The sequence below is a fragment of the Pseudomonas helvetica genome (assembly GCF_039908645.1).
In the GTDB taxonomy this organism is placed as follows: Bacteria; Pseudomonadota; Gammaproteobacteria; order Pseudomonadales; family Pseudomonadaceae; genus Aquipseudomonas; species Aquipseudomonas helvetica.
Genome location: NZ_CP150917.1, coordinates 3,819,039 through 3,837,710, shown reverse-complemented (window position 1 = coordinate 3,837,710; position 18,672 = coordinate 3,819,039). Strand labels below are relative to the sequence as shown.

Annotated in this window: 17 protein-coding genes; 14 read left to right on the top strand and 3 right to left on the bottom strand. The window is 62.4% G+C overall.

Going from position 1 to position 18,672, the window contains the following annotated elements; translation table 11 throughout:
- Window positions 1–6: 6 nt before the first annotated feature.
- Window positions 7–1,131 (top strand): P1 family peptidase, encoded by a 1,125-nt coding sequence (locus AABM55_RS17700; protein WP_347930051.1) that lies wholly within the window; start codon window positions 7–9, stop codon window positions 1,129–1,131.
- A gap of 234 nt (window positions 1,132–1,365) precedes the next feature.
- On the opposite strand, the gene AABM55_RS17695 is transcribed toward AABM55_RS17700, so the two are convergent.
- A complete protein-coding gene (locus AABM55_RS17695) occupies window positions 1,366–1,845 on the bottom strand; it encodes a VOC family protein (RefSeq protein WP_054597952.1) in 480 nt (159 codons plus the stop codon).
- Window positions 1,846–1,983: 138 nt separating this feature from the next.
- On the opposite strand from AABM55_RS17695, the gene AABM55_RS17690 reads away from it, so the two are divergent.
- Window positions 1,984–2,520, top strand: a complete 537-nt coding sequence (locus AABM55_RS17690; RefSeq protein WP_054597951.1) for a dihydrofolate reductase family protein — start codon at window positions 1,984–1,986, stop codon at window positions 2,518–2,520.
- Window positions 2,521–2,733: 213 nt separating this feature from the next.
- A complete protein-coding gene (locus tag AABM55_RS17685; RefSeq protein ID WP_347927138.1) occupies window positions 2,734–3,105 on the top strand; it encodes a DUF6124 family protein in 372 nt (123 codons plus the stop codon).
- A 106-nt stretch (window positions 3,106–3,211) separates the two neighbouring features.
- Here the strand turns inward: AABM55_RS17685 and AABM55_RS17680 are convergent, their stop codons facing one another.
- Together AABM55_RS17680 and AABM55_RS17675 are read right to left on the bottom strand one after the other, a co-directional pair.
- A complete protein-coding gene (locus AABM55_RS17680; RefSeq protein WP_347927137.1) occupies window positions 3,212–3,925 on the bottom strand; it encodes a cupin domain-containing protein in 714 nt (237 codons plus the stop codon).
- A gap of 69 nt (window positions 3,926–3,994) precedes the next feature.
- Window positions 3,995–4,852, bottom strand: a complete 858-nt coding sequence (locus tag AABM55_RS17675; RefSeq protein WP_347927136.1) for a GNAT family N-acetyltransferase — start codon at window positions 4,850–4,852, stop codon at window positions 3,995–3,997.
- A 242-nt stretch (window positions 4,853–5,094) separates the two neighbouring features.
- On the opposite strand from AABM55_RS17675, the gene AABM55_RS17670 reads away from it, so the two are divergent.
- The 11 genes from AABM55_RS17670 (at window position 5,095) to argE (ending at window position 18,569) form a co-directional block, all read left to right on the top strand.
- The gene (locus AABM55_RS17670; protein ID WP_347927135.1) at window positions 5,095–6,567 is read left to right on the top strand and encodes an aldehyde dehydrogenase family protein; all 1,473 of its coding nucleotides are present in this window, start codon (window positions 5,095–5,097) and stop codon (window positions 6,565–6,567) included.
- Between the two features lie 568 nt (window positions 6,568–7,135).
- Window positions 7,136–7,804, top strand: a complete 669-nt coding sequence (locus AABM55_RS17665) for a haloacid dehalogenase type II (protein ID WP_347927134.1) — start codon at window positions 7,136–7,138, stop codon at window positions 7,802–7,804.
- A 55-nt stretch (window positions 7,805–7,859) separates the two neighbouring features.
- Window positions 7,860–9,134, top strand: coding sequence for an FAD-binding oxidoreductase (locus tag AABM55_RS17660; protein WP_347927133.1), 1,275 nt, complete (start codon window positions 7,860–7,862; stop codon window positions 9,132–9,134).
- A 94-nt stretch (window positions 9,135–9,228) separates the two neighbouring features.
- Window positions 9,229–10,866, top strand: a complete 1,638-nt coding sequence (locus AABM55_RS17655) for an ABC transporter substrate-binding protein (RefSeq protein ID WP_347927132.1) — start codon at window positions 9,229–9,231, stop codon at window positions 10,864–10,866.
- Between the two features lie 48 nt (window positions 10,867–10,914).
- Entirely contained in the window at window positions 10,915–11,871 is a 957-nt protein-coding gene (locus AABM55_RS17650; protein ID WP_054597943.1) for an ABC transporter permease, read from the top strand.
- On the top strand, window positions 11,868–12,743 hold the full coding sequence (locus tag AABM55_RS17645) for an ABC transporter permease (RefSeq protein WP_054597942.1): 876 nt from the start codon (window positions 11,868–11,870) through the stop codon (window positions 12,741–12,743). The genes AABM55_RS17650 and AABM55_RS17645 overlap by 4 nt, the downstream gene beginning before the upstream one ends.
- 1 nt (window position 12,744) lies before the next feature.
- Window positions 12,745–14,586 (top strand): ABC transporter ATP-binding protein, encoded by a 1,842-nt coding sequence (locus AABM55_RS17640; protein ID WP_054597941.1) that lies wholly within the window; start codon window positions 12,745–12,747, stop codon window positions 14,584–14,586.
- Entirely contained in the window at window positions 14,583–14,891 is a 309-nt protein-coding gene (locus AABM55_RS17635; RefSeq protein ID WP_347927131.1) for a (2Fe-2S)-binding protein, read from the top strand. Before AABM55_RS17640 ends, AABM55_RS17635 begins: the two co-directional genes overlap by 4 nt.
- Entirely contained in the window at window positions 14,873–16,264 is a 1,392-nt protein-coding gene (locus AABM55_RS17630; protein ID WP_347927130.1) for an FAD/NAD(P)-binding oxidoreductase, read from the top strand. The genes AABM55_RS17635 and AABM55_RS17630 overlap by 19 nt, the downstream gene beginning before the upstream one ends.
- Window positions 16,261–17,415, top strand: a complete 1,155-nt coding sequence (locus AABM55_RS17625; RefSeq protein ID WP_054597938.1) for an FAD-binding oxidoreductase — start codon at window positions 16,261–16,263, stop codon at window positions 17,413–17,415. Before AABM55_RS17630 ends, AABM55_RS17625 begins: the two co-directional genes overlap by 4 nt.
- Entirely contained in the window at window positions 17,412–18,569 is a 1,158-nt protein-coding gene (gene argE, locus AABM55_RS17620; protein ID WP_347927129.1) for an acetylornithine deacetylase, read from the top strand. Before AABM55_RS17625 ends, argE begins: the two co-directional genes overlap by 4 nt.
- The last annotated feature ends 103 nt before the right edge of the window (window positions 18,570–18,672 follow it).

Here is an 18,672-nt window from a genome sequence, read left to right as displayed (position 1 = left end):
GAGACGATGAAACCACGTGCCCGCGACCTGAACATTCAGTTCGGCCAACTGCAATCCGGCCCCCTCAATGCCATCACCGATGTGCCCGGTGTACGGGTCGGCCACAGTAATGTGCGAGGACGCACCGCCAATGGCCGCGACATCCTGACCGGTGTCACCCTGATCGAGCCTCGTGCCGGTTCCACCAGCCAGCAACCGTGCTTTGCCGGCGTCCATGTGTTGAACGGCAACGGCGACGCCACCGGTCTGGAATGGATTCGCGAGGCAGGTCTTTTGACCAGTCCCATCGCCTTCACCAACACCCACAGCCTGGGCGTGGTGCGCGATGCGCTGGTTGTGCTGGACCGTGAACAACAGCCTGATGACGGGCGCCTCTACTGGAACATGCCGGTGGTGCTGGAGACTTTCGACGGCCTGCTCAACGACATCAACGGCTTCCATGTGAAGATTGAACATGTGGCCGAGGCCCTGCGTTCGGCCAAGAGCGGGCCGGTAACGGAAGGCTCCGTCGGGGGCGGTAGCGGCATGATCTGTCATGAATTCAAGGGCGGCATCGGCACCGCATCACGGCGTCTGAGCAGTGCTCAGGGCGGCTGGACCGTTGGGGCCATCGTCCAGGCCAACCACGGCATCCGTAACGAATTGCGCGTCGACGGTTACCCGGTCGGACGCTACATGGAACAGGTCGACTCGCCGTTCCTCAAGGCGTCGCTGCCGCACCCGGGCATGGGCTCGATAGTCGTTTGCCTGGCCACCGACGCGCCGTTGCTGCCGCACCAATGCACGCGTCTGGCGCAACGTGCCAGCCTCGGCCTCGCCCGCACCGGCGGCGGCAATGAAGACCACAGCGGTGACATCTTCATCGCCTTCGCCACCGGTAATCAGCATGTGCCGCCGGCCGCTTACGAGAGTAAGCGTGCGCCGACTACCGACAACCTGAGCATGGTCAACAACGACCACATCAGCGAGTTGTTCCTGGCCGCCACCGAAGCGGTGGAAGAAGCCATCATCAATGCCTTGCTGGCCGCCGACACCGCTGAAGGCAACGGCCATGCCGTGCCGGGCCTGGATTCCGAGACGCTGCTCAAAGCCTTGCATCGGGCCGGCTGGCGGGGAGCGGCGAATGACTAACTGATCTCGCGGTATTGAGGTGGTGTGATTGTTTCGCGTTCATGCCACCTCGAGCACATTGATTGCATCGTCAGGTTCCAGGGAAGACGTCGTGACCCAGGGCTCACGCGACGTTTAAGTGAGAGCTGTCGGGCAGACCCGCGCCATAAATCGTACGTTGCCGCACAGGCAACCGCCGATGAATCGTTCCTTGCAGCGTCTCGTCTGAAATCAAGCGGCCGGAGTGTCGACCGGCTAACCCGCAAGTGCCGCTTCGATTGCCGCGATGTCTATCTTGGTCATTGTCATCATGGCGTCGAAAGCGCGCTTGGCCGCCGCTCGATCGGGGTTGGATATCGCGGCGCTCAGGACACGGGGCGTGATCTGCCACGACAGGCCCCATTTGTCCTTGCACCAGCCACATACGCTTTCCTGGCCGCCGTTTGCGACAATCGCGTTCCACAAGCGGTCAGTTTCGGCCTGGTCGTCGGTCGCTACCTGGAATGAAAAAGCCTCGTTGTGCTTGATCCCCGGCCCTCCGTTCAACCCGAGGCAAGGGATGCCCATCACCGTGAACTCGACCGTTATCACATCGCCTTGCTTGCCCGCCGGATAGTCGCCAGGCGCGTGATGGACGGCGACGACCGCGCTGTCCGGGAATGTTCGGGCGTAAAACTCTGCAGCATCCTGCGCAGTGCCGTCGTACCAGAGGCAAATCGTGTTTTTGCTGACCATTTTGCTTCTCCAGAATCAGGTCTGATACGTTCACTCCAGCCGCGTAGTCAGCCGGGCTGAACGTTGGCAAATCAACAGGCAAACCCTAAGTATTGTTTAAATTGCTGATTTTTCAAAAGTCGGCCAAAGGAGATTTTGATGGCCACGGCACATGTTTTCATCGCCACCAGTCTGGATGGTTTCATCGCCCGACCTGATGGCGACATCGACTGGCTGTTGCAGCGCGATGATCCGACTGAGGATCATGGCTACTCAGCCTTCATCGCCGATAAGGATGTGATTGTGATGGGGCGGGGAAGCTATGAGAAGGCGCTGACCTTCGACACGTGGTTCTACGACCGGCCCGTCGTGGTGCTGTCTGAACAGCTGGCCGATTCGGCGGTGCCCGAGGCACTGACGGGCAAATTGCGTTTCTCCAACCTCAAGCCCAGGGACGTGATGGCGGAAATGGCCAGGCAAGGCGTGCGTCGGGTCTATGTCGATGGTGGGCAGTTGGTGCAATCATTCCTGCGCGAAGGGTTAGTCGCCGATATGGTGATTACCACTGTTCCTGTGCTGATCGGGTCGGGAAGGCCATTATTCGGGGCCCTTGAGCAGGATATTGATTTGAAACTGGTATCAAGCCGCTGCTTTCCTTCGGGGTTGGTGCAGTCTACTTATCGGTTGAACCTATGACCCGCTTGCGTGGATGTCCGATCCAAGAGCAATCGATTCAGTCCTAGGAAATACCTACAAACATCAGGTGCTCAAGAGAATTCTCCGACAGCTTTTCAAGGTTGCCGGGTGGGAAGGTGAATGGATAACCTCCGGCTGTCGCTGCCAATTCAGCGACCGGGCCTGGAAACCCGATGAGCGAAAGGGCTTCAATCCGTAAAAAGGAGCTTCACCATGCACAAGATCACTCCTGATCTCGCAGAAACCCCAAGCACTTCCCCTTACGCCACAACCGACTCCAAAAAACTCCACGACGCCGCCGAGCGGGCGCTGGATCATTACCTCAAGCCGCCGTTCGACAAGGGCAACCCGCCCGATAAACGTCCCTCCAACATCTTCGCGGTCATCCCTGATCTGGATAACGAAACCCTGCTGGCTCACGCCTCGGAAACCCTGGCATCGCTGAATGTGCTGGCCAGCGATCTGGCGTTCGAGCTGGAAGGCACGCGTCGGCATGTGGCGTTGGCGATTCAGCAGATGATTTCGTTGGGGGAGTTGTTGGTGAATCGGGCGTTGGATAATTACGATCAGCCAGAGGCGCCGTAGTACCGCGTTGTAGCGAGGCGGCTTGCCTCGTCGGCCGGTCTGCGTTGGCTCGCGACCGGTCGGTGGGTTCAGTGCCGGCGCGGTTGCCGGCGTTGTGCCGTGGGGCTTATTTCACGGCGTAAAACTTGCGGACATACCGGGTGCTTTGCCAGGCGCACGGTGCGCCTTGCGGTACGAACACGGTGTCGCCGGTGTTGACTGTCAGGCTCGTACCATCGGCTGCCCGCAGGGTGACGCTGCCTTCGATCAGGTGCATCAGCTCGTTGAGTTTATGCGGCCGGCCATGGCGTTCGTAGGGGGTCGAATCCCAGACGCCGACGCGCAGGTCGGTGCTGCTGTCTTCGAAGGCATTGCGTGAGCGGCACTGCGGGGTGGGCCCGATCAGTATTTGCGGTTCCGGCGCGGCCGAAGGGGAGAGCATCGCTAGCGGGTCCAGCGCTGTCAGCCCAGGAGTCGGTTCAGCGCTGGGGCTGATCACGGCACAGAATGCCCAGCACGTATCGGCTTGCGCCTCGATTCGCAGCGTGGTCCCACGACCGATCACCGCGCTGGCACCGATCCCCAGTTCCAGCGTCTGGCCTTTGGATTTCAACACGACGTGGCCGGCGTGGACCACGATCACTTCGGTGTGCGGGAAATCATTGATATCGAGTGATTCGCCTGTGTTCACGGTCCCGGCGCAGATGCCATCAGGCCCGGTGTAGGTGACCTGACGATATTCCTTGAAGGGGTCGGCAGCGCTCAAGGACGTTGCCTTGAAAGACATGGCGACACGGCTGCCGTCGGCGCGAGCCAACAGCAGAATGGTAGGTTGAGACATGCGGGTGACGCTCCATGCAAATGGGGGGTGGAGGATGTTGGAGAGCGGCGACTGCTTTGCGCGCGGTTGTCAGCCAATGGCCTGGGTGACGAGTGCGAACTGTCGGACGCCGTTGACCGCTTGCGGCGGTGTGCCCCGTGCCATTTGCGCCACGGTATCGACCTGCTTGAGACCGACCGAGTCCAGCCATTCGCTCAAGCCACTGTCCGCCGGAATGTCGATGCGCACGAAGGCCTCCGGTACGTGGGCCAGCAACACGGCGATCAGGTGTTTGGCCTGTTCGATGTTCTCGGCGACCACCGGGCCAAGGCCGCGACCACGGCCATAAGGACGCAGCAGGGCGAAGGCGTGCACTTGGCCATCGCGCTCGATGACAGCCGAATGCTCGGCCACATCGAACAGCTCGTTGAGCACCGTTTGCCGGTCCAGCCCGGTGCCGGCATTGGCCAGTTCCAGCACGCGGGCCTTATCGGCCTCACGCAGCGGGCGACAGCGTTCACCATCGGCCAGCGGCACAGGTGTAACGGTTTGCGCCGGGCCCTGGTGTTGCTGAATCCGCCCGAACTCGACAAAGCCCTGACTCGCGTAAAGCGGCGCACCGGCAAGGGTCGCGTTGAGTACCGGGGTGCGTGACTGGCACGCATCAAGTGCCTGTTCCATCAACTTGCGACCGATACCCTTGCCTTGATAGTCGTCGCTGACGATCACCAGGCCGATGGTGGCGAAGTCGCCTTGGGGACAGGTGAACGCCGTGCCGATCAGACGCTCGCCATCGAGTGCCACAACGCCGTCGCTGAGGCGCAACACCATGGCCCAATCATCCAGGCGATGGGGCCACTTCAATTGCACGGACAAGGCATGGGCCGAGGGCAGGTCGGCGGTCGTCATCGGGCGATAAACATAAGCAGAAGGGTGCGGGGCGGACATGGCGAGTCTCCGTTGGACAGTGTGCGCAATCAACCGGCTGTGCGGCGCGATGGTGCCTGTATCCCATCTGCGCGAAGGCCTGACAAGAGGGGCTGGAACATTCGGCAGATTCCGCACGCCCGAGGCCACAAGACCACACTTACTACTTAATTGCCCGGCAAGGTCGGCAGCAAATGCTTGGGCTTTTTTTCTACGATGGAGGCCTGAGTTCACGACTCGCCGTCCCTTATCTGGAGTGCTCCATGGATAGCTTCGATCCTCGCCTTATCGCTGTGCGCAGCGCTCATTTCATTGCCGGTAAATACCGCGATGCTCAACCGGGACTTGAGGTGGTGCGGCCGTCGGATGGCCAGGTCTATGCCCAGTTGCCGGTCGCCGATGCCGACCTGGTGGATGAAGCGGTCAACGATGCCTGGCAGGCGTTCAATCGCAGCGACTGGGCCAGCCGCCCACCCCGGGAGCGGGCGCGGGTCATGCGCCGTTGGGCCGATCTGATCGAAGCTGACGCCGCTGTTCTGGCGCCGCTGGAAGCGGTGGGCTCGACCCGTCCCCATAAAGATGTGATCGCCTGGGATATTCCCTACGTCGCCGAAGGCATTCGTTTCTTTGCCGAGCTGGCCGACAAGCATGGCGGTCATGTGGCTGCCACCCAGACCGATCGACTGGGCATGCAGATCGCCGAACCCTACGGCGTGATTGCCGCCATCGCGCCGTGGAATTTCCCGTTGAGCATGGCTTCGTGGAAAGTCTCGCCGGCGCTGGCCGCAGGTAATGCCGTGGTGCTCAAGCCTTCAGAACTGACACCGTTTTCCAGCCTGCGCTTTGCCGAGCTGGCGTTGCAGGCGGGCATGCCGGCGGGGATTTTCAACGTGATTCAGGGCGATGGCCGCGTTACGGGCGATGCCTTGTGCCGTCATCCGCGGGTGGGCAAGGTGACCTTTACCGGTTCCACCGCGACCGGCTCGAGCATCATGTCCACCTGTGCGCTGGTCGGTCCGAAACCGGTCACCCTGGAACTTGGCGGCAAGAGCCCGCAACTGGTCTTCGCCGATGTGCCGGATATCGCCAAAACCGCTCGCACGGTGGCCATGGCCATTACCGGTAATGCCGGGCAGGTGTGCGTGTCCGGGTCTCGGCTGTTGATCCAGCGTTCGATCATGGAGCCGTTTATCGCGCACTTGCAGGCGTATTTCGAGGAGCTGCGCCCCGGCCCGACCTGGTCGTCCGAGAGCACGCTGTCGCCGATCATTTCCCGGCTGCAGGCTAGCCGCATCGATGGCATCGTCCAGCGCTCGCGTCAGGCCGGTGCCGAAGTGCTGACCGGTGGCGGGCTGTTCGAGGGGCTCGGTGGCGCCTATTACCAGCCGACTTTACTGACCGGCCTGGACCACCAGAACCCGGCGATCTGCGAAGAAATCTTCGGCCCGGTGCTGACGGTGCAGGCGTTCGATGATGAAGAGCAGGCGCTGAGCCTGGCGGCGCATGCGACTTACGGTCTGGCGGCGGGTGTGCACACGGCCGACATCAACCGTGCCTTGCGTCTGGTTCGGCGCCTGGAAGCGGGGACGGTGTGGGTCAATCGTTACGGACGCAGTAACGACTACATCCTGCCGACCGGTGGCTACAAACGCTCCGGCATTGGCAAGGACCTGGGGCGTGAAGCGTTCGAAGCCAATTTGCGCTTCAAGAGTGTGTTGATCGATATCGTCCAATAACACGCCGATCATAAAGCCCGACGCAACCTGTAACACCGTAGCAGCTGCCGAGCCTGCGAGGCTGCGTTCGGCTGCGGAGCAGTCGCAAAATCAGAACTCGCGGTACATCAGGCAGATCTCGCACACCGGGTTTACGACTGCTTCGCAGCCGAACGCAGCCTCGCAGGCTCGGCAGCTGCTACGAGGTGTACGAGGTGCACGAAGGGTACGAGGGGTAGAAGTAAGCTTTAAACCGCATCCAAACGGGCGCTTCCTCAGGGAAGCGCCCGTTTTCGTTCTGTCCGGCGCAGGTTCTGCGGTGAATGGGTGTGCGCTTGAGCCTTGCGGCGTTATAAAGGCCCATAAGAGCGCATGAATACGGGGTTTGCCCAAGGCTGGAGCGACCCGCAAAGTCTGCTGAGGGGGGGCGCTAAAACGGTGGTTTGTATCGAGCAGAGGTCGCTTTTAACGCCATCTGCTGATTTCACGGTGGTGTAATGACGGTGTGCTGCAGCGATGCATCACGGCTCCCGGAACGGAGCGAATGCTTGTCACGCCATGACCTCAACGAACTTCAGGACCGCACTCAATGAGCTTTCTTCGCCCCAAATTCATTACGTTCGACTGCTACGGTACGCTGACCAATTTCCACATGGGTACGATGACTCGCGAGCTGTTCGCCGATCGCGTGGTGCCCGAGCAGATGGAGCAGTTCGTCAAGGACTTCTCGGCCTATCGCCTGGACCAGGTCATGGGTGACTGGAGGCCGTATGACGAAATCCTCAAGACCGCGCTGGCGCGGACCTGCAAGCGTTGGGGTATTGAATACCGTGACGAAGGCCAACTGTATTACGACGCCGTGCCGACCTGGGGCCCGCACCCGGACGTACCGGCCGGCCTGTCGAAAATCGCCGACAAAATCCCGCTGGTGATTTTCTCCAACGCCAGCAACAGCCAGATCATGTCCAACGTCGACAAGCTCGGCGCACCGTTTCACAAGGTTTTTACCGCCGAGCAGGCACAAGCCTACAAACCGCGCCTGGCCGCGTTCGAGTTCATGCTCGACAACCTCAATTGCGGCCCGGAAGACATCTTGCATGTGTCGTCGAGCTTCCGTTACGACCTGATGCCGGCCCACGACATGAAGATCAAGAACAAGGCCTTCGTCGCCCGTGGTCACGAAGTCCCGGCCAACGCTTTCTACGAGTACCGGCAGATCACCGACATCGGCGGGCTGGCCGCGCTGGTCGGTCTCTGAGTCGTCACGGCAACGGCATTCTCACGGCAGTCTTTTTGGTAGAGGCGGGTTAGACATGGGCAGTGAATCCTACTGGCTCGACACTGCACCGGCGTTCACCGGTGCTCAGACCGGCGCGTTGCCCGGGCAGGTCGACGTGGCCATCGTCGGGGGTGGTTTCACCGGCCTGGCGGCGGCTCGGGCGCTGGCCTTGAAGGGCGCCAGTGTGGTGGTGCTGGAGGCCGGCAGGGTGATCGGCGAAGCCTCGGGTCGCAACGGCGGTCAGTGCAATACCGGCGTGGCCCAGGATTACGCCGGCCTGAGCGCCAGCCTCGGTGCCGACAAGGCGCGGGCCTATTACAAGGCCTACGAGAGTGCCGTGCACAGCGTGGTTTCGCTGGTGGAGCAGGAGCAGATCGCTTGCGACCTCAAGCGTAACGGCAAGCTCAAGCTGGCCGCCAAGCCGATGCACTACGAGGGCCTGGCACGGACTTGCGAATTGATTCGCCGGGAGGTCGATGCCGATGTCGAGTTGCTGACCGCCGAACAGATCCGCGCTGAAGTCGACTCGGCCCAGTTCCACGGAGGATTGCTGCAGCGTAACGGCGTGCAGATGCATGTCGGGCGCTTCGGCGTCGGTCTGGCCGAAGCGGCGGCACGGCACGGTGCGTTGATCTATCAAGACACGCCGGTGACGGACTGGAAAGCCCAGGCTGGTGGCTATCAGGTCAATACCGCCAAGGGTTCGCTGCACGCCGGGCAAGTGCTGCTGGCGACGGGCGCCTGTCAGCACGGCGGGTTGGGCTGGTATCGGCGGCGGATCGTGCCGGTGGGCAGTTTCGTGATCGCCACCGAGGTCCTTCCGCAGAGCCTGATCGACCAGTTGCTGCCCGGTCGGCGAGCCTATGTCACCAGCCGGATGATCGGTAACTACTTTCGCCTGACCCCGGACAACCGCCTGCTGTTTGGCGGCCGTGCGCGGTTTGCCATGTCCGACAGCGTCTCCGACGCCAAGAGCGGCAAGGTGCTGCGGGCGGCGATGGTGCAGATGTTCCCGGCGTTGGCCAACGTCAAGATCGATTACTGCTGGGGCGGGCTGGTGGACATGACCTCCGACCGGTTGCCCCGTGCCGGCCAGCACGGCGGGGTTTATCACTCCATGGGCTACAGCGGCCATGGGGTGCAGATGTCGGTGCACATGGGCCAGGTCATGGCCGACGTGATGGCCGGCAAGGTCGAGGCCAATCCCTGGCGCGAACTCGACTGGCCGGCGATTCCCGGGCATTTCGGCAAGCCGTGGTTCCTGCCGCTGGTGGGCGCTTATTACCGGTTCCAGGACTATTTGCATTGAGTTGATGTTGTGGCTTTACCGTCGTTTGCGTTTCCAGGACGTTCCGGTCAACCGGAACACTCGAGCCTTCTCTTTATCGACAGGTACAACAGATATGACTGATAACAAGATCGACTCCAAACTGATCTCCGGCCAGGAAAGCCTGAGAGTCTTCGAAGGCCTCAATCGCGGCATGTCGCGCCGCAACGCGTTGCAATTGCTCGGTGTCGCCGGGGTGGCTGCAGCGGGCGCCGGCAGCCTGTTCGGCGCCGCCGGCAAACTGTTCGCCGACGAAGCCGCAAGCCCCGGCAAAGGCAAGCCGGGCGGACGGATTCGCGTCGCCGGCATGTCCAGCTCCACCGCCGATACCCTGGACCCGGCCAAGGGTGCGCTGTCCACCGACTACGTGCGCCACTATATGTTCTACAACGGCTTGACCCGTTTCGACAGCCATCTGGTGCCGCAACTGGAGCTGGCCGAGCGCATCGACAACACCGATGCCACGCTGTGGACCATTACCTTGCGCAAGGACGTGACCTTCCACAACGGCAAAACCCTGAGCGCCGCCGACGTGGTGTTCTCGCTGTCGCGACACAAGGACCCGCTGACCGGTTCCAAGGTCATGCCGCTGATGGAGCAGTTCGCCGAGATCAAGGCCACCGGCACCCACGAAGTACAGATCCGCCTGAGCGCGCCGAACGCCGAACTGCCGTCGATCCTCGCCGTGTCGCACCTGCTGATCGTTCCCGAAGGCACCACCGACTTCAATCAGGGCATCGGTACCGGGCCGTTCAAGGTCAAGGAATTCAAACCGGGCGTGCGTTCGATTGCTGCGCGCAATACCGGCTACTGGAAACCGGGCCTGCCTTACCTGGACGAGATCGAGTTCATCGCCATTGCCGACGAGCCATCGCGGGTCAACGCGCTGCTGTCGGGCGACGTGCACATGATCAACGAGGTCAACCCGCGCTCCACCACGCGAATCAAGGCCAGCGCCGGTCACCGCGTCGTCGATGCGCCCTCGGGCAACTACACCGACTTGATCATCCGTCAGGATCAGATGCCCGGCAAAAGCGCGGAATTCACCCAGGCCATGAAGTACCTGATGGACCGCGAGCAAATCAAATCCGCAGTGTTCCGTGGTTTTGCAGTGGTCGGTAACGACCATCCGATTGCCCCCGGTTCGCGCTACTACAACGCTGACCTGCCGCAGACCGTCTACGACCCGGAGAAAGCCAAGTTCCTGCTGAAGAAGGCCGGCATGGACAGCATCAACATGCCGCTGGTGGCATCACCTGCCGCGACCGGTTCGGTGGACATCGCCGTGCTGCTGCAGCAATCGGCGAAACAGGCCGGGCTCAAGCTCGACGTCAACCGCCTGCCCAGCGACGGCTACTGGTCCAACCACTGGATGAAGCACCCGTTGAGCTTCGGCAACATCAACCCGCGGCCGAACGCCGACGTGATGTTTTCGCAGTTCTTCCAGTCGAGCGCACCGTGGAACGAATCGGGCTGGAAGAACGACCAGTTCGACCAGTTGCTGATGCTCGCCCGCGCGGAAACCGACGACGCCAAGCGCAGCAAGATGTACGCGGACATGCAGACCCTGGCGCATGACCACTGCGGTATCGGCATCCCGGTGTTCATCAGCAACATCGACGGCGTCGACCAGCGCGTCAAAGGCTATGGCAGCAACCCGTTGGGCGGCTTCATGGGCTACATGTTCGCCGAGCAGGTCTGGCTGGACGCTTGATGCGCCGATGAGGTTTGTGCCGTAGCAACATTGCAGGAGAACAGGGCGATGAATAGCAACACACTGTGGTTGATCGGCCGGCGCATGGGCGCCGCGATCGTGACCTTGTTGATCGTGTCCATGGTGGTTTTCGCCATCACGGCGGTACTGCCGGGGGACGCGGCACAACAGGCCCTCGGGCAGTTCGCCACGCCGGAACAGGTGGCGGCACTGCGGCTGAAACTGGGGCTCGATCAGCCCGGTGTGTTGCGTTACCTGCACTGGTTGATGAGCCTGCTCAGCGGCGACATGGGCCTGTCGGTCTCCAACGCTATGCCGGTCAGCGACTTGATGGCCGGTCGGGTGCCCAACACGCTGATGCTGGCGGCCGCCACGGCGCTGGTGTCAGTGCCGGTGGCGTTGATTCTGGGCATCGGTTCGGCCATGGGCCGGGGCGGGCGCATCGACAGCTTTCTCAGCTTTGTCACCCTGGCGATGGTCGCCGTACCGGAGTTTTTGGTAGCGACGCTGGCGGTGCTGATTTTTGCGGTGAACCTGGGCTGGTTGTCGGCGCTGTCCTATGCCAGCGACATCACTTCACCGCTGCAATTTCTACGCACGTACGCCTTGCCGGTGATGACGCTCTGCTGCGTGATCGTTGCGCAAATGGCGCGCATGACCCGAGCGGCGGTGATCGATCAACTCGATAGCCCGTATGTGGAAATGGCCCGGCTCAAAGGCGTGAGCCCGGTGCGGATCGTCCTGCGCCATGCCTTGCCCAATGCCATCGGGCCGATTGCCAATGCCATCGCCTTGAGTCTGTCCTACCTGCTGGGCGGGGTGGTGATCGTCGAGACGATCTTCAACTATCCCGGCATCGCCAGCCTGATGGTCGATGCGGTGACCAACCGTGACATGGCGCTGGTCCAGGCCTGCACCATGCTGTTTTGCACGGCGTACCTGGGGTTGGTGCTGATTGCCGACCTGTGCGCGATTCTTTCCAATCCAAGGCTGAGAAACCAATGAACAAGCTCATTGTGAAATCGATGCCTGTGACCCCCGACCTGTCGGTTGGCAAGGTGTCAAACGGGCCATCCTGGCTGGGTCTGGTCGGGGCAGCGATGTGTTTTATCTGGTTGCTGGTGGCGGTCTTCGGCCCGTGGCTGGCGCCGCACCCGGTCGGTGAAGTGGTCTCCGACAATGTCTTCGATAGCCTGAGTGCAGCGTACCCCTTTGGCACCGATTACCTGGGCCGCGACATGCTCAGCCGAATCCTCGTCGGCGCCCGTTTCACGGTCGGCCTGGCGCTGGTTGCCGCCGTGCTGGCCAGCGGTCTGGGCACCAGCTGCGCACTGTTGTCGGTGGTTTCGCCGAAATGGCTGGATGAAATCATCAGCCGCTTGATGGACGCGTTCATTTCGATCCCGAGCAAGATGCTGGCGCTGATCATGGTCTCGGCCTTCGGCTCTTCGGTGACGTTGCTGATCTGCACCGCAGTGCTGAGTTTCACCCCCGGCGCGTTCCGCATTGCCCGCAGCATGGCGGTGAACATCGAAGCGCTGGAGTACGTACAAGTGGCCCGAACCCGTGGTGAACGCCGGCTGTATATCGCCTGTGTGGAAATCCTGCCGAACATGCTCAACCCGGTGCTGACTGACCTTGGGCTGCGTTTCGGTTTCATTGTGCTGTTGCTCAGCGGCATGAGCTTCCTCGGCCTGGGCGTGCAACCGCCAGATGCCGACCTCGGGTCGCTGGTGCGCGAAAACATTGGCGGCCTCAATCAGGGCGCGCCGGCCATCGTGATTCCGGCGCTGGCGATTGGCACCCTGACCATTGGCGTGAATCTGTTTATCGACAGGCTGTCGTCCCGGCGTAGTCGACGTACGGGGGGGCATTGAAATGAGTGAATTGATTCGGGTCCAGGACCTGCGCGTGGTCGCCTGTGGCGAACGCGGCGAAGTAGAAATCGTCAAGGGTGTGAGCTTCTCCCTGGAAAAAGGCGAAGTGCTGGCGCTGATCGGTGAGTCGGGCTCCGGCAAGACCACCATCGCCCTGGCGCTGCTCGGTTACGCCCGGCGCGGTTGCCGGTTGGCCGGCGGCGTGGTGCAAGTCGGTGAACACGACATGCTGGCGTTGAGCGAACGTGAACTGCAAGGCCTGCGCGGGAACCGTGTGTCGTATATCGCGCAAAGCGCTGCGGCGGCGTTCAACCCGGCGAAAAAACTCATCGACCAAGTGGTGGAGGGCGCGCTGATTCACGGCCTGGGCAACCGGACCGTGCTCGAAGCCAAAGCCATCGAGCTGTTCCGCGACCTGGCCCTGCCGGACCCTGAACACATCGGCCAACGCTATCCGCACCAAGTGTCCGGCGGACAGCTGCAGCGGGTGATGGCGGCGATGGCGCTGATCAGCGATCCGTTGCTGGTGGTGCTCGACGAGCCGACCACCGCGCTCGATGTGACCACTCAAATCGACGTGCTGCGCGCTTTCAAGCGGGTGGTACGTGAGCGTGGGGCGACGGCGGTCTACGTGTCCCACGACCTGGCCGTGGTGGCGCAAATGGCCGATCAGATTGTGGTGCTCAATGGCGGCCAGATCTTCGAACAGAGCGCCACCGCGCCCTTGCTCAAAGGCCCGGCCCATGAATACACCCGTAGCCTGCTGGCGGCGGCGCGCCCGGATACAACGATCCGCCCGCCCTGTGGTGTGGCCGAAGATCAGCCACTGCTGACCATCAAAGGTTTGACCGCCGGCTATGGCAACAAAAACACCCAAGGCATGCCGTCGATCCGCGTGCTGGAAGACATCGACCTGACGGTGCGCAGGGGCCAGGCCATCGGCGTGATCGGTGAATCGGGTTCCGGCAAGTCGACCCTGGCGCGGGTGGTGGCCGGGTTGCTGACGCCGGCGTTGGGTGGCCTGACCTTTGATGGTCAGCCACTGGGCGGCAGCCTGTCCGAGCGTACCGATGAACAATTCCGGCGCATTCAAATGGTCTTCCAGAACGCCGACACCGCGCTCAATCCGATGCACAGCATCAGCACCATTCTGAGCCGGCCGCTGAAAATGTATTTCGGCCTCAAGGGCGCCGCCTTGCGCGAGCGTATCGGCGAACTGCTGGACCTGGTGCGCTTGCCGCGGAGCCTGGCCGAGCGTCGGCCGAATGAACTCTCCGGCGGGCAAAAGCAACGGGTCAACCTGGCCCGGGCTCTGGCGGCCAAGCCGGACCTGATCCTGTGCGACGAAGTGACCTCGGCGCTGGATACGGTGGTCGGCGCGGCGATTCTTGAACTGCTGCGCGACCTGCGTCAGGAGTTGGGGGTGTCCTATCTGTTCATCAGCCACGACATCTCCACCGTGCGCGCGCTGTGCGACGACATCGTGGTGATGTACAGCGGCTACAAGGTTCAGGAGGGCAGTCGGCAGTCGTTTGCCCAGGCGCCTTTCCATCCGTACACCGACCTGTTGATTCATTCGGTGCCGGAGTTGCGTCAGGGCTGGCTGGAGAACTGCGGCACCACCTGCGGCACGCTGCCGCCGATCGGTGCCAAAGCCAACGTGCCGGAGCTGTGCACGTTCCTCAATCGCTGCCCGGTACGGGTCGACGGTTTGTGCAATCGCACCGCGCCAAACCGCCGGACGCTTGTCGGCGGCAGTGAAATCCTTTGTCACCACGACAGTGCCGAGCTGCTGAAAACCCAGCAGGATTTGAACAGCATGATTCAGGGAGCCTATGCATGAAGGGGCGTTTTGTGAGGCTGGCCGAGCAGGGCCGGCCGACCGTCAAATTGACGGTGGACGGCACGCCCATCGAGGCGTTGCAGGGCGACACGCTGATGGTCGCGTTGCTGACCCAGGGTTCGGCGCTGCGTCAGTCGGAGTTCGACTCGGGCCGGCGGGCCGGTTTTTGCCTGATGGGCGCCTGTCAGGATTGCTGGGTCTGGACCCGCAGCGGCGAACGGCTGCGTGCCTGTTCCAACGAAGTCCGTGAAGGGCTGGATATCGTCACTACACAACCGGAGGCGATATGGCCACTGCACGGCTGAGCACTCATCGAGTGGTGATCGTCGGCGCCGGGCCGGCCGGCATTCGCTGCGCCGAAACCTTGCTGGCGGCGGGCTGCAAGCCGATTCTGATCGATGAAAATCGTCGCGATGGCGGGCAGATCTACCGTCGCCAACCGCAAGGCTTTACCCGCGATTACACCACGCTCTACGGCACCGAAGCGGCCAAGGCCAAAGACTTGCACCAAAGCTTCGACCGCTTGCGCGGGTTGATCGACTACCGCCCGGACACGCTGGTGTGGAACCTCACGCCGGGGCAACTGTGCTGCGTCAGCCAGGGCAAACACTCGACGGTTGATTACGACGCGCTGATCCTCTGCACTGGCGCCACCGACCGCTTGATGCCGATCGAAGGCTGGCAGCTGGCGGGCACCTACAGCCTCGGCGGCGCGCAGATCGCGCTCAAATCCCAAGCGGTGTCGATTGGTCACCGCGTGGTGTTCATGGGCAGCGGGCCGTTGCTGTACCTGGTCGCCAGTCAATACCTCAAGGCCGGTGCCAACGTGGCGGCGGTGCTCGACACTTCGCCGCTGAGCAAGCGCATCGGCGCCTTGCCGAAGCTGCTGGCGCGCCCCGGAGTGCTGTTCACCGGGATGAAACTGTTGGCGCAGCTGTACCGGGCGAAGATCCCGGTGCACCTGGGGATTTCTCCGCTGCAAGTGCTGGGCGATGCACAGCGTGGTGTCAGTGGTGTGCGGGTGCGGACCGCCGACGGCAAGACGTTGACGGTGGAGTGCGATGCCGTGGCGCTGGGTTATCACCTGCGCCCGGAAACCCAATTGGCGGATCTGGCCGGTTGCCGTTTGCGCTTCGATGAGGCGTCCAGTCAATGGTGGCTGGCCACCGATGAAGAAGGCCGGACGTCGGTAAATGACGTGTATGCCGCCGGCGATGGCTCGAAAATTCGTGGCGCGGATGCCGCCGAGCACGCCGGGCGCCTGGTGGCCATGGCGCTGCTGGAGGATCTGCACCAGCCGGTGGACGCCGGGTTGCGCGACGAACAACGCCGCGCCCTGGCGCTGATGGACCAGTTTCGTCTCGGCCTGGCCCAGGCGTTTCCCTGGCCTGCCGAACAAGCCAAGGCCTTGCCCGACTCGGCCATTGTCTGCCGCTGCGAAATGATCAGCGCCGGCGAATTGCGTCGCACCGTCAGCGAAAAGGGCGCCTGTGAAGTCAATCGGGCCAAGGCGTTCAGCCGGGTCGGCATGGGCCGCTGCCAGGGCCGTTATTGCTCCCAGGCGGGGGCCGAGGTGATTGCCGCTGCGGCCGGCGTCAATGTGCAACTGGTCGGTCGCCAGCGTGGTCAGGCGCCGGTCAAACCGCTTTCGATGCTCACCGAGGAGGTGTCGCCATGACGCTACAGAAGGCCGATGTGGTGATTGTCGGGGGCGGCCTGATGGGCTCGGCGGCGGCGTTTTTCCTGCGCCAGCGCGGGCAGTCGGTGATCTTGCTGGAGCGCGACCAGATCGGTCAGTACGCCAGCGGCGTGAACTTCGGCAACGTCCGGCGCCAGGGGCGATTCCTCGGGCAACTGGAATTGGCCAACCGTTCCTGGGCGTTGTGGAAACGCTTGCCGGAGTTGATCGACGACGACCTCGAATTCATCGCCAGTGGGCACATGCGCGTGTGCTACCGCGAAGACGAAATCGCCGAACTGGAGGCCTACGCCGCCGCTCCCGAGGCGGCGCAACTGGACCTGAAAATCTATCGCGGCGCCGAACTGCACCAGCGTTTTCCGTTTCTTGGACCGGATGTGAAGGGCGGTTCCTACGCGCCCCACGACGGCCATGCCAACCCGCGTCTGGCGGCCCCGGCGTTTGCCCGCGCCGCACGGCGTCTCGGTGCGCGGATCGAAGAGCAGACCGAAGTCGCCGAAGTGCAAAAGGTTGGCGGTGAGTTCACCGTCACCACCACCGATGGTCGCCAGTTCAGCGCCGAACAGTTGCTGATTACCGCCGGTGCCTGGGGCCAGAAGCTGTCGGCGCAGTTCGGCGAACCGGTGCCGCTGGACACTCACGGCCCGCAAATGGCCGTGACCGAGCCGGTGCCGTACGCCTTGCCAACGGTGATCGGCGTGTACACGAAAATTCCCGAGGAAGTGATTTACTTCCGGCAGATCCCGCGCGGCAACATCGTCATCGGCGGTGGCTACCGCAGCAAGCCGGACATGCTGAACCGTCGGGCCCAGGTCGAGCCGCGCAGCATCCTCAACCAGATCCAGCAGATGCGGCGCCTGCTGCCGGGTGTCGGCAACCTGAACATCATCCGCGTCTGGAGCGGCATCGAAGGTTACATGCCCGATTCCCTGCCGGTGATGGGCCGCAGCGGTACGGTCGACGGGTTGTTCTACGCGTTCGGCTTCTGCGGTCACGGCTTTCAGCTTGGCCCGGGCGTCGGCGACGTGATGGCCGAACTGATCAGCACCGGCAGCACCAACACTTCGATTGAGCCGTTCTCCATTCGCCGGTTCGCCCTTTCAGCCGAGCAACGGAGCAAGGCCTCATGAAACCCCGTGTACTGGATATTCTCAAACGGCTGATGGCCTTCGATACCGTGTCTTCGGAGTCGAATATGGCCTTGATCGAGTACGTGCGCGACCTGCTGCTGAGCAAGGGCATCGAGTCGCTGATCGTCAAGGATGAAACAGGCAAGAAGGCCAATCTGTTCGCCAGCACCGGCCCTAAGGAGTTGCCGGGGATTCTGCTGTCCGGGCACACCGACGTGGTCCCGGCAGCGGGCCAGGCCTGGACCGTTCCGGCGTTTCAGGCGACGGTGCAGGAGGGGCGGATTTACGGTCGCGGCAGCTGCGACATGAAGGGCTTTATCGCGTTGGCCATCGACGCCATGCTCGACGCCGCCGACCATTCGTTGAGCCGACCACTGCAACTGGCGCTGTCCCATGACGAAGAGACCGGTTGCGTCGGTGTGCGGCGTTTGCTCGACGTGTTGCACCTGGCGCCGGTGCGGCCATTCCTGTGCCTGATTGGTGAGCCGACCAACATGCAGTTTGTGCTCGGGCACAAGGGCAAGGGGTCTTATCGCACGTACTGTCGGGGGCTGGAGGCGCACTCATCGCTGGCACCGCGCTCGGTCAATGCGATTCATGTGGCCTGCGATTTCATCGCGGCACTGCGTCAAAGCCAACAGCAATTGCAAGAGCAGGGCGCTCAGGATGCGGACTACGACGTGCCTTACAGCACGGTGCATGTCGGGCAGATTGTCGGCGGTAAGGCGCTGAACATCGTGCCGAACCTCTGCACCCTCGACTTCGAAGTGCGCAACCTGCCGGCAGACGATCTGGATCAGTTCCTGGCGCAGATGCAAGAGCGTGCGGAAGTAATCGTGCGCGAGGCCAAAAAGCTCTCCAGTGTGGCGGACATCGAGATTGAAACCCTCAACGTTTATCCGGGTCTCGATACCCATCCGAGTGTCGAAGCGGTGCGCTTTCTGAAGAACTTCGCCGCACCGGATACCGGCACCGCCAAAGTCTCGTTCGGCACCGAAGGCGGTTTGTTCAAGCAGCGCCTGGATGTGCCGGTGGTGGTCTGCGGACCGGGTTCGATCGAACAGGCGCACAAGCCGGACGAGTTCATCGAGATCAGCCAGATGGAGGCCGGGGAGCGGTTTCTCGAGGGGTTGCTCGGTTCCCTGAAACAGTGATGATCATTCCCAGGCGATACGATTCCCTGTGGCGAGGGGGCTTGCCCCCGTTGGGTCGCGAAGCGGCCCTAAAACCTGCAACCCCATTTCGACAGGCACACCG

Coding starts and splice junctions, on each gene's coding strand:
- AABM55_RS17675 (WP_347927136.1), bottom strand. CDS start 4,852: ATGTCCGCCCCGCACCCTTCTGCTTATGTTTATCGCCCGATGACGACC.
- AABM55_RS17700 (WP_347930051.1), top strand. CDS start 7: ATGAAACCACGTGCCCGCGACCTGAACATTCAGTTCGGCCAACTGCAA.
- AABM55_RS17660 (WP_347927133.1), top strand. CDS start 7,860: ATGGGCAGTGAATCCTACTGGCTCGACACTGCACCGGCGTTCACCGGT.
- AABM55_RS17630 (WP_347927130.1), top strand. CDS start 14,873: ATGGCCACTGCACGGCTGAGCACTCATCGAGTGGTGATCGTCGGCGCC.
- AABM55_RS17645 (WP_054597942.1), top strand. CDS start 11,868: ATGAACAAGCTCATTGTGAAATCGATGCCTGTGACCCCCGACCTGTCG.
- AABM55_RS17685 (WP_347927138.1), top strand. CDS start 2,734: ATGCACAAGATCACTCCTGATCTCGCAGAAACCCCAAGCACTTCCCCT.
- AABM55_RS17635 (WP_347927131.1), top strand. CDS start 14,583: ATGAAGGGGCGTTTTGTGAGGCTGGCCGAGCAGGGCCGGCCGACCGTC.
- AABM55_RS17670 (WP_347927135.1), top strand. CDS start 5,095: ATGGATAGCTTCGATCCTCGCCTTATCGCTGTGCGCAGCGCTCATTTC.
- AABM55_RS17655 (WP_347927132.1), top strand. CDS start 9,229: ATGACTGATAACAAGATCGACTCCAAACTGATCTCCGGCCAGGAAAGC.
- AABM55_RS17650 (WP_054597943.1), top strand. CDS start 10,915: ATGAATAGCAACACACTGTGGTTGATCGGCCGGCGCATGGGCGCCGCG.
- AABM55_RS17690 (WP_054597951.1), top strand. CDS start 1,984: ATGGCCACGGCACATGTTTTCATCGCCACCAGTCTGGATGGTTTCATC.
- AABM55_RS17665 (WP_347927134.1), top strand. CDS start 7,136: ATGAGCTTTCTTCGCCCCAAATTCATTACGTTCGACTGCTACGGTACG.
- AABM55_RS17640 (WP_054597941.1), top strand. CDS start 12,745: ATGAGTGAATTGATTCGGGTCCAGGACCTGCGCGTGGTCGCCTGTGGC.
- AABM55_RS17680 (WP_347927137.1), bottom strand. CDS start 3,925: ATGTCTCAACCTACCATTCTGCTGTTGGCTCGCGCCGACGGCAGCCGT.
- AABM55_RS17625 (WP_054597938.1), top strand. CDS start 16,261: ATGACGCTACAGAAGGCCGATGTGGTGATTGTCGGGGGCGGCCTGATG.
- AABM55_RS17695 (WP_054597952.1), bottom strand. CDS start 1,845: ATGGTCAGCAAAAACACGATTTGCCTCTGGTACGACGGCACTGCGCAG.
- argE (WP_347927129.1), top strand. CDS start 17,412: ATGAAACCCCGTGTACTGGATATTCTCAAACGGCTGATGGCCTTCGAT.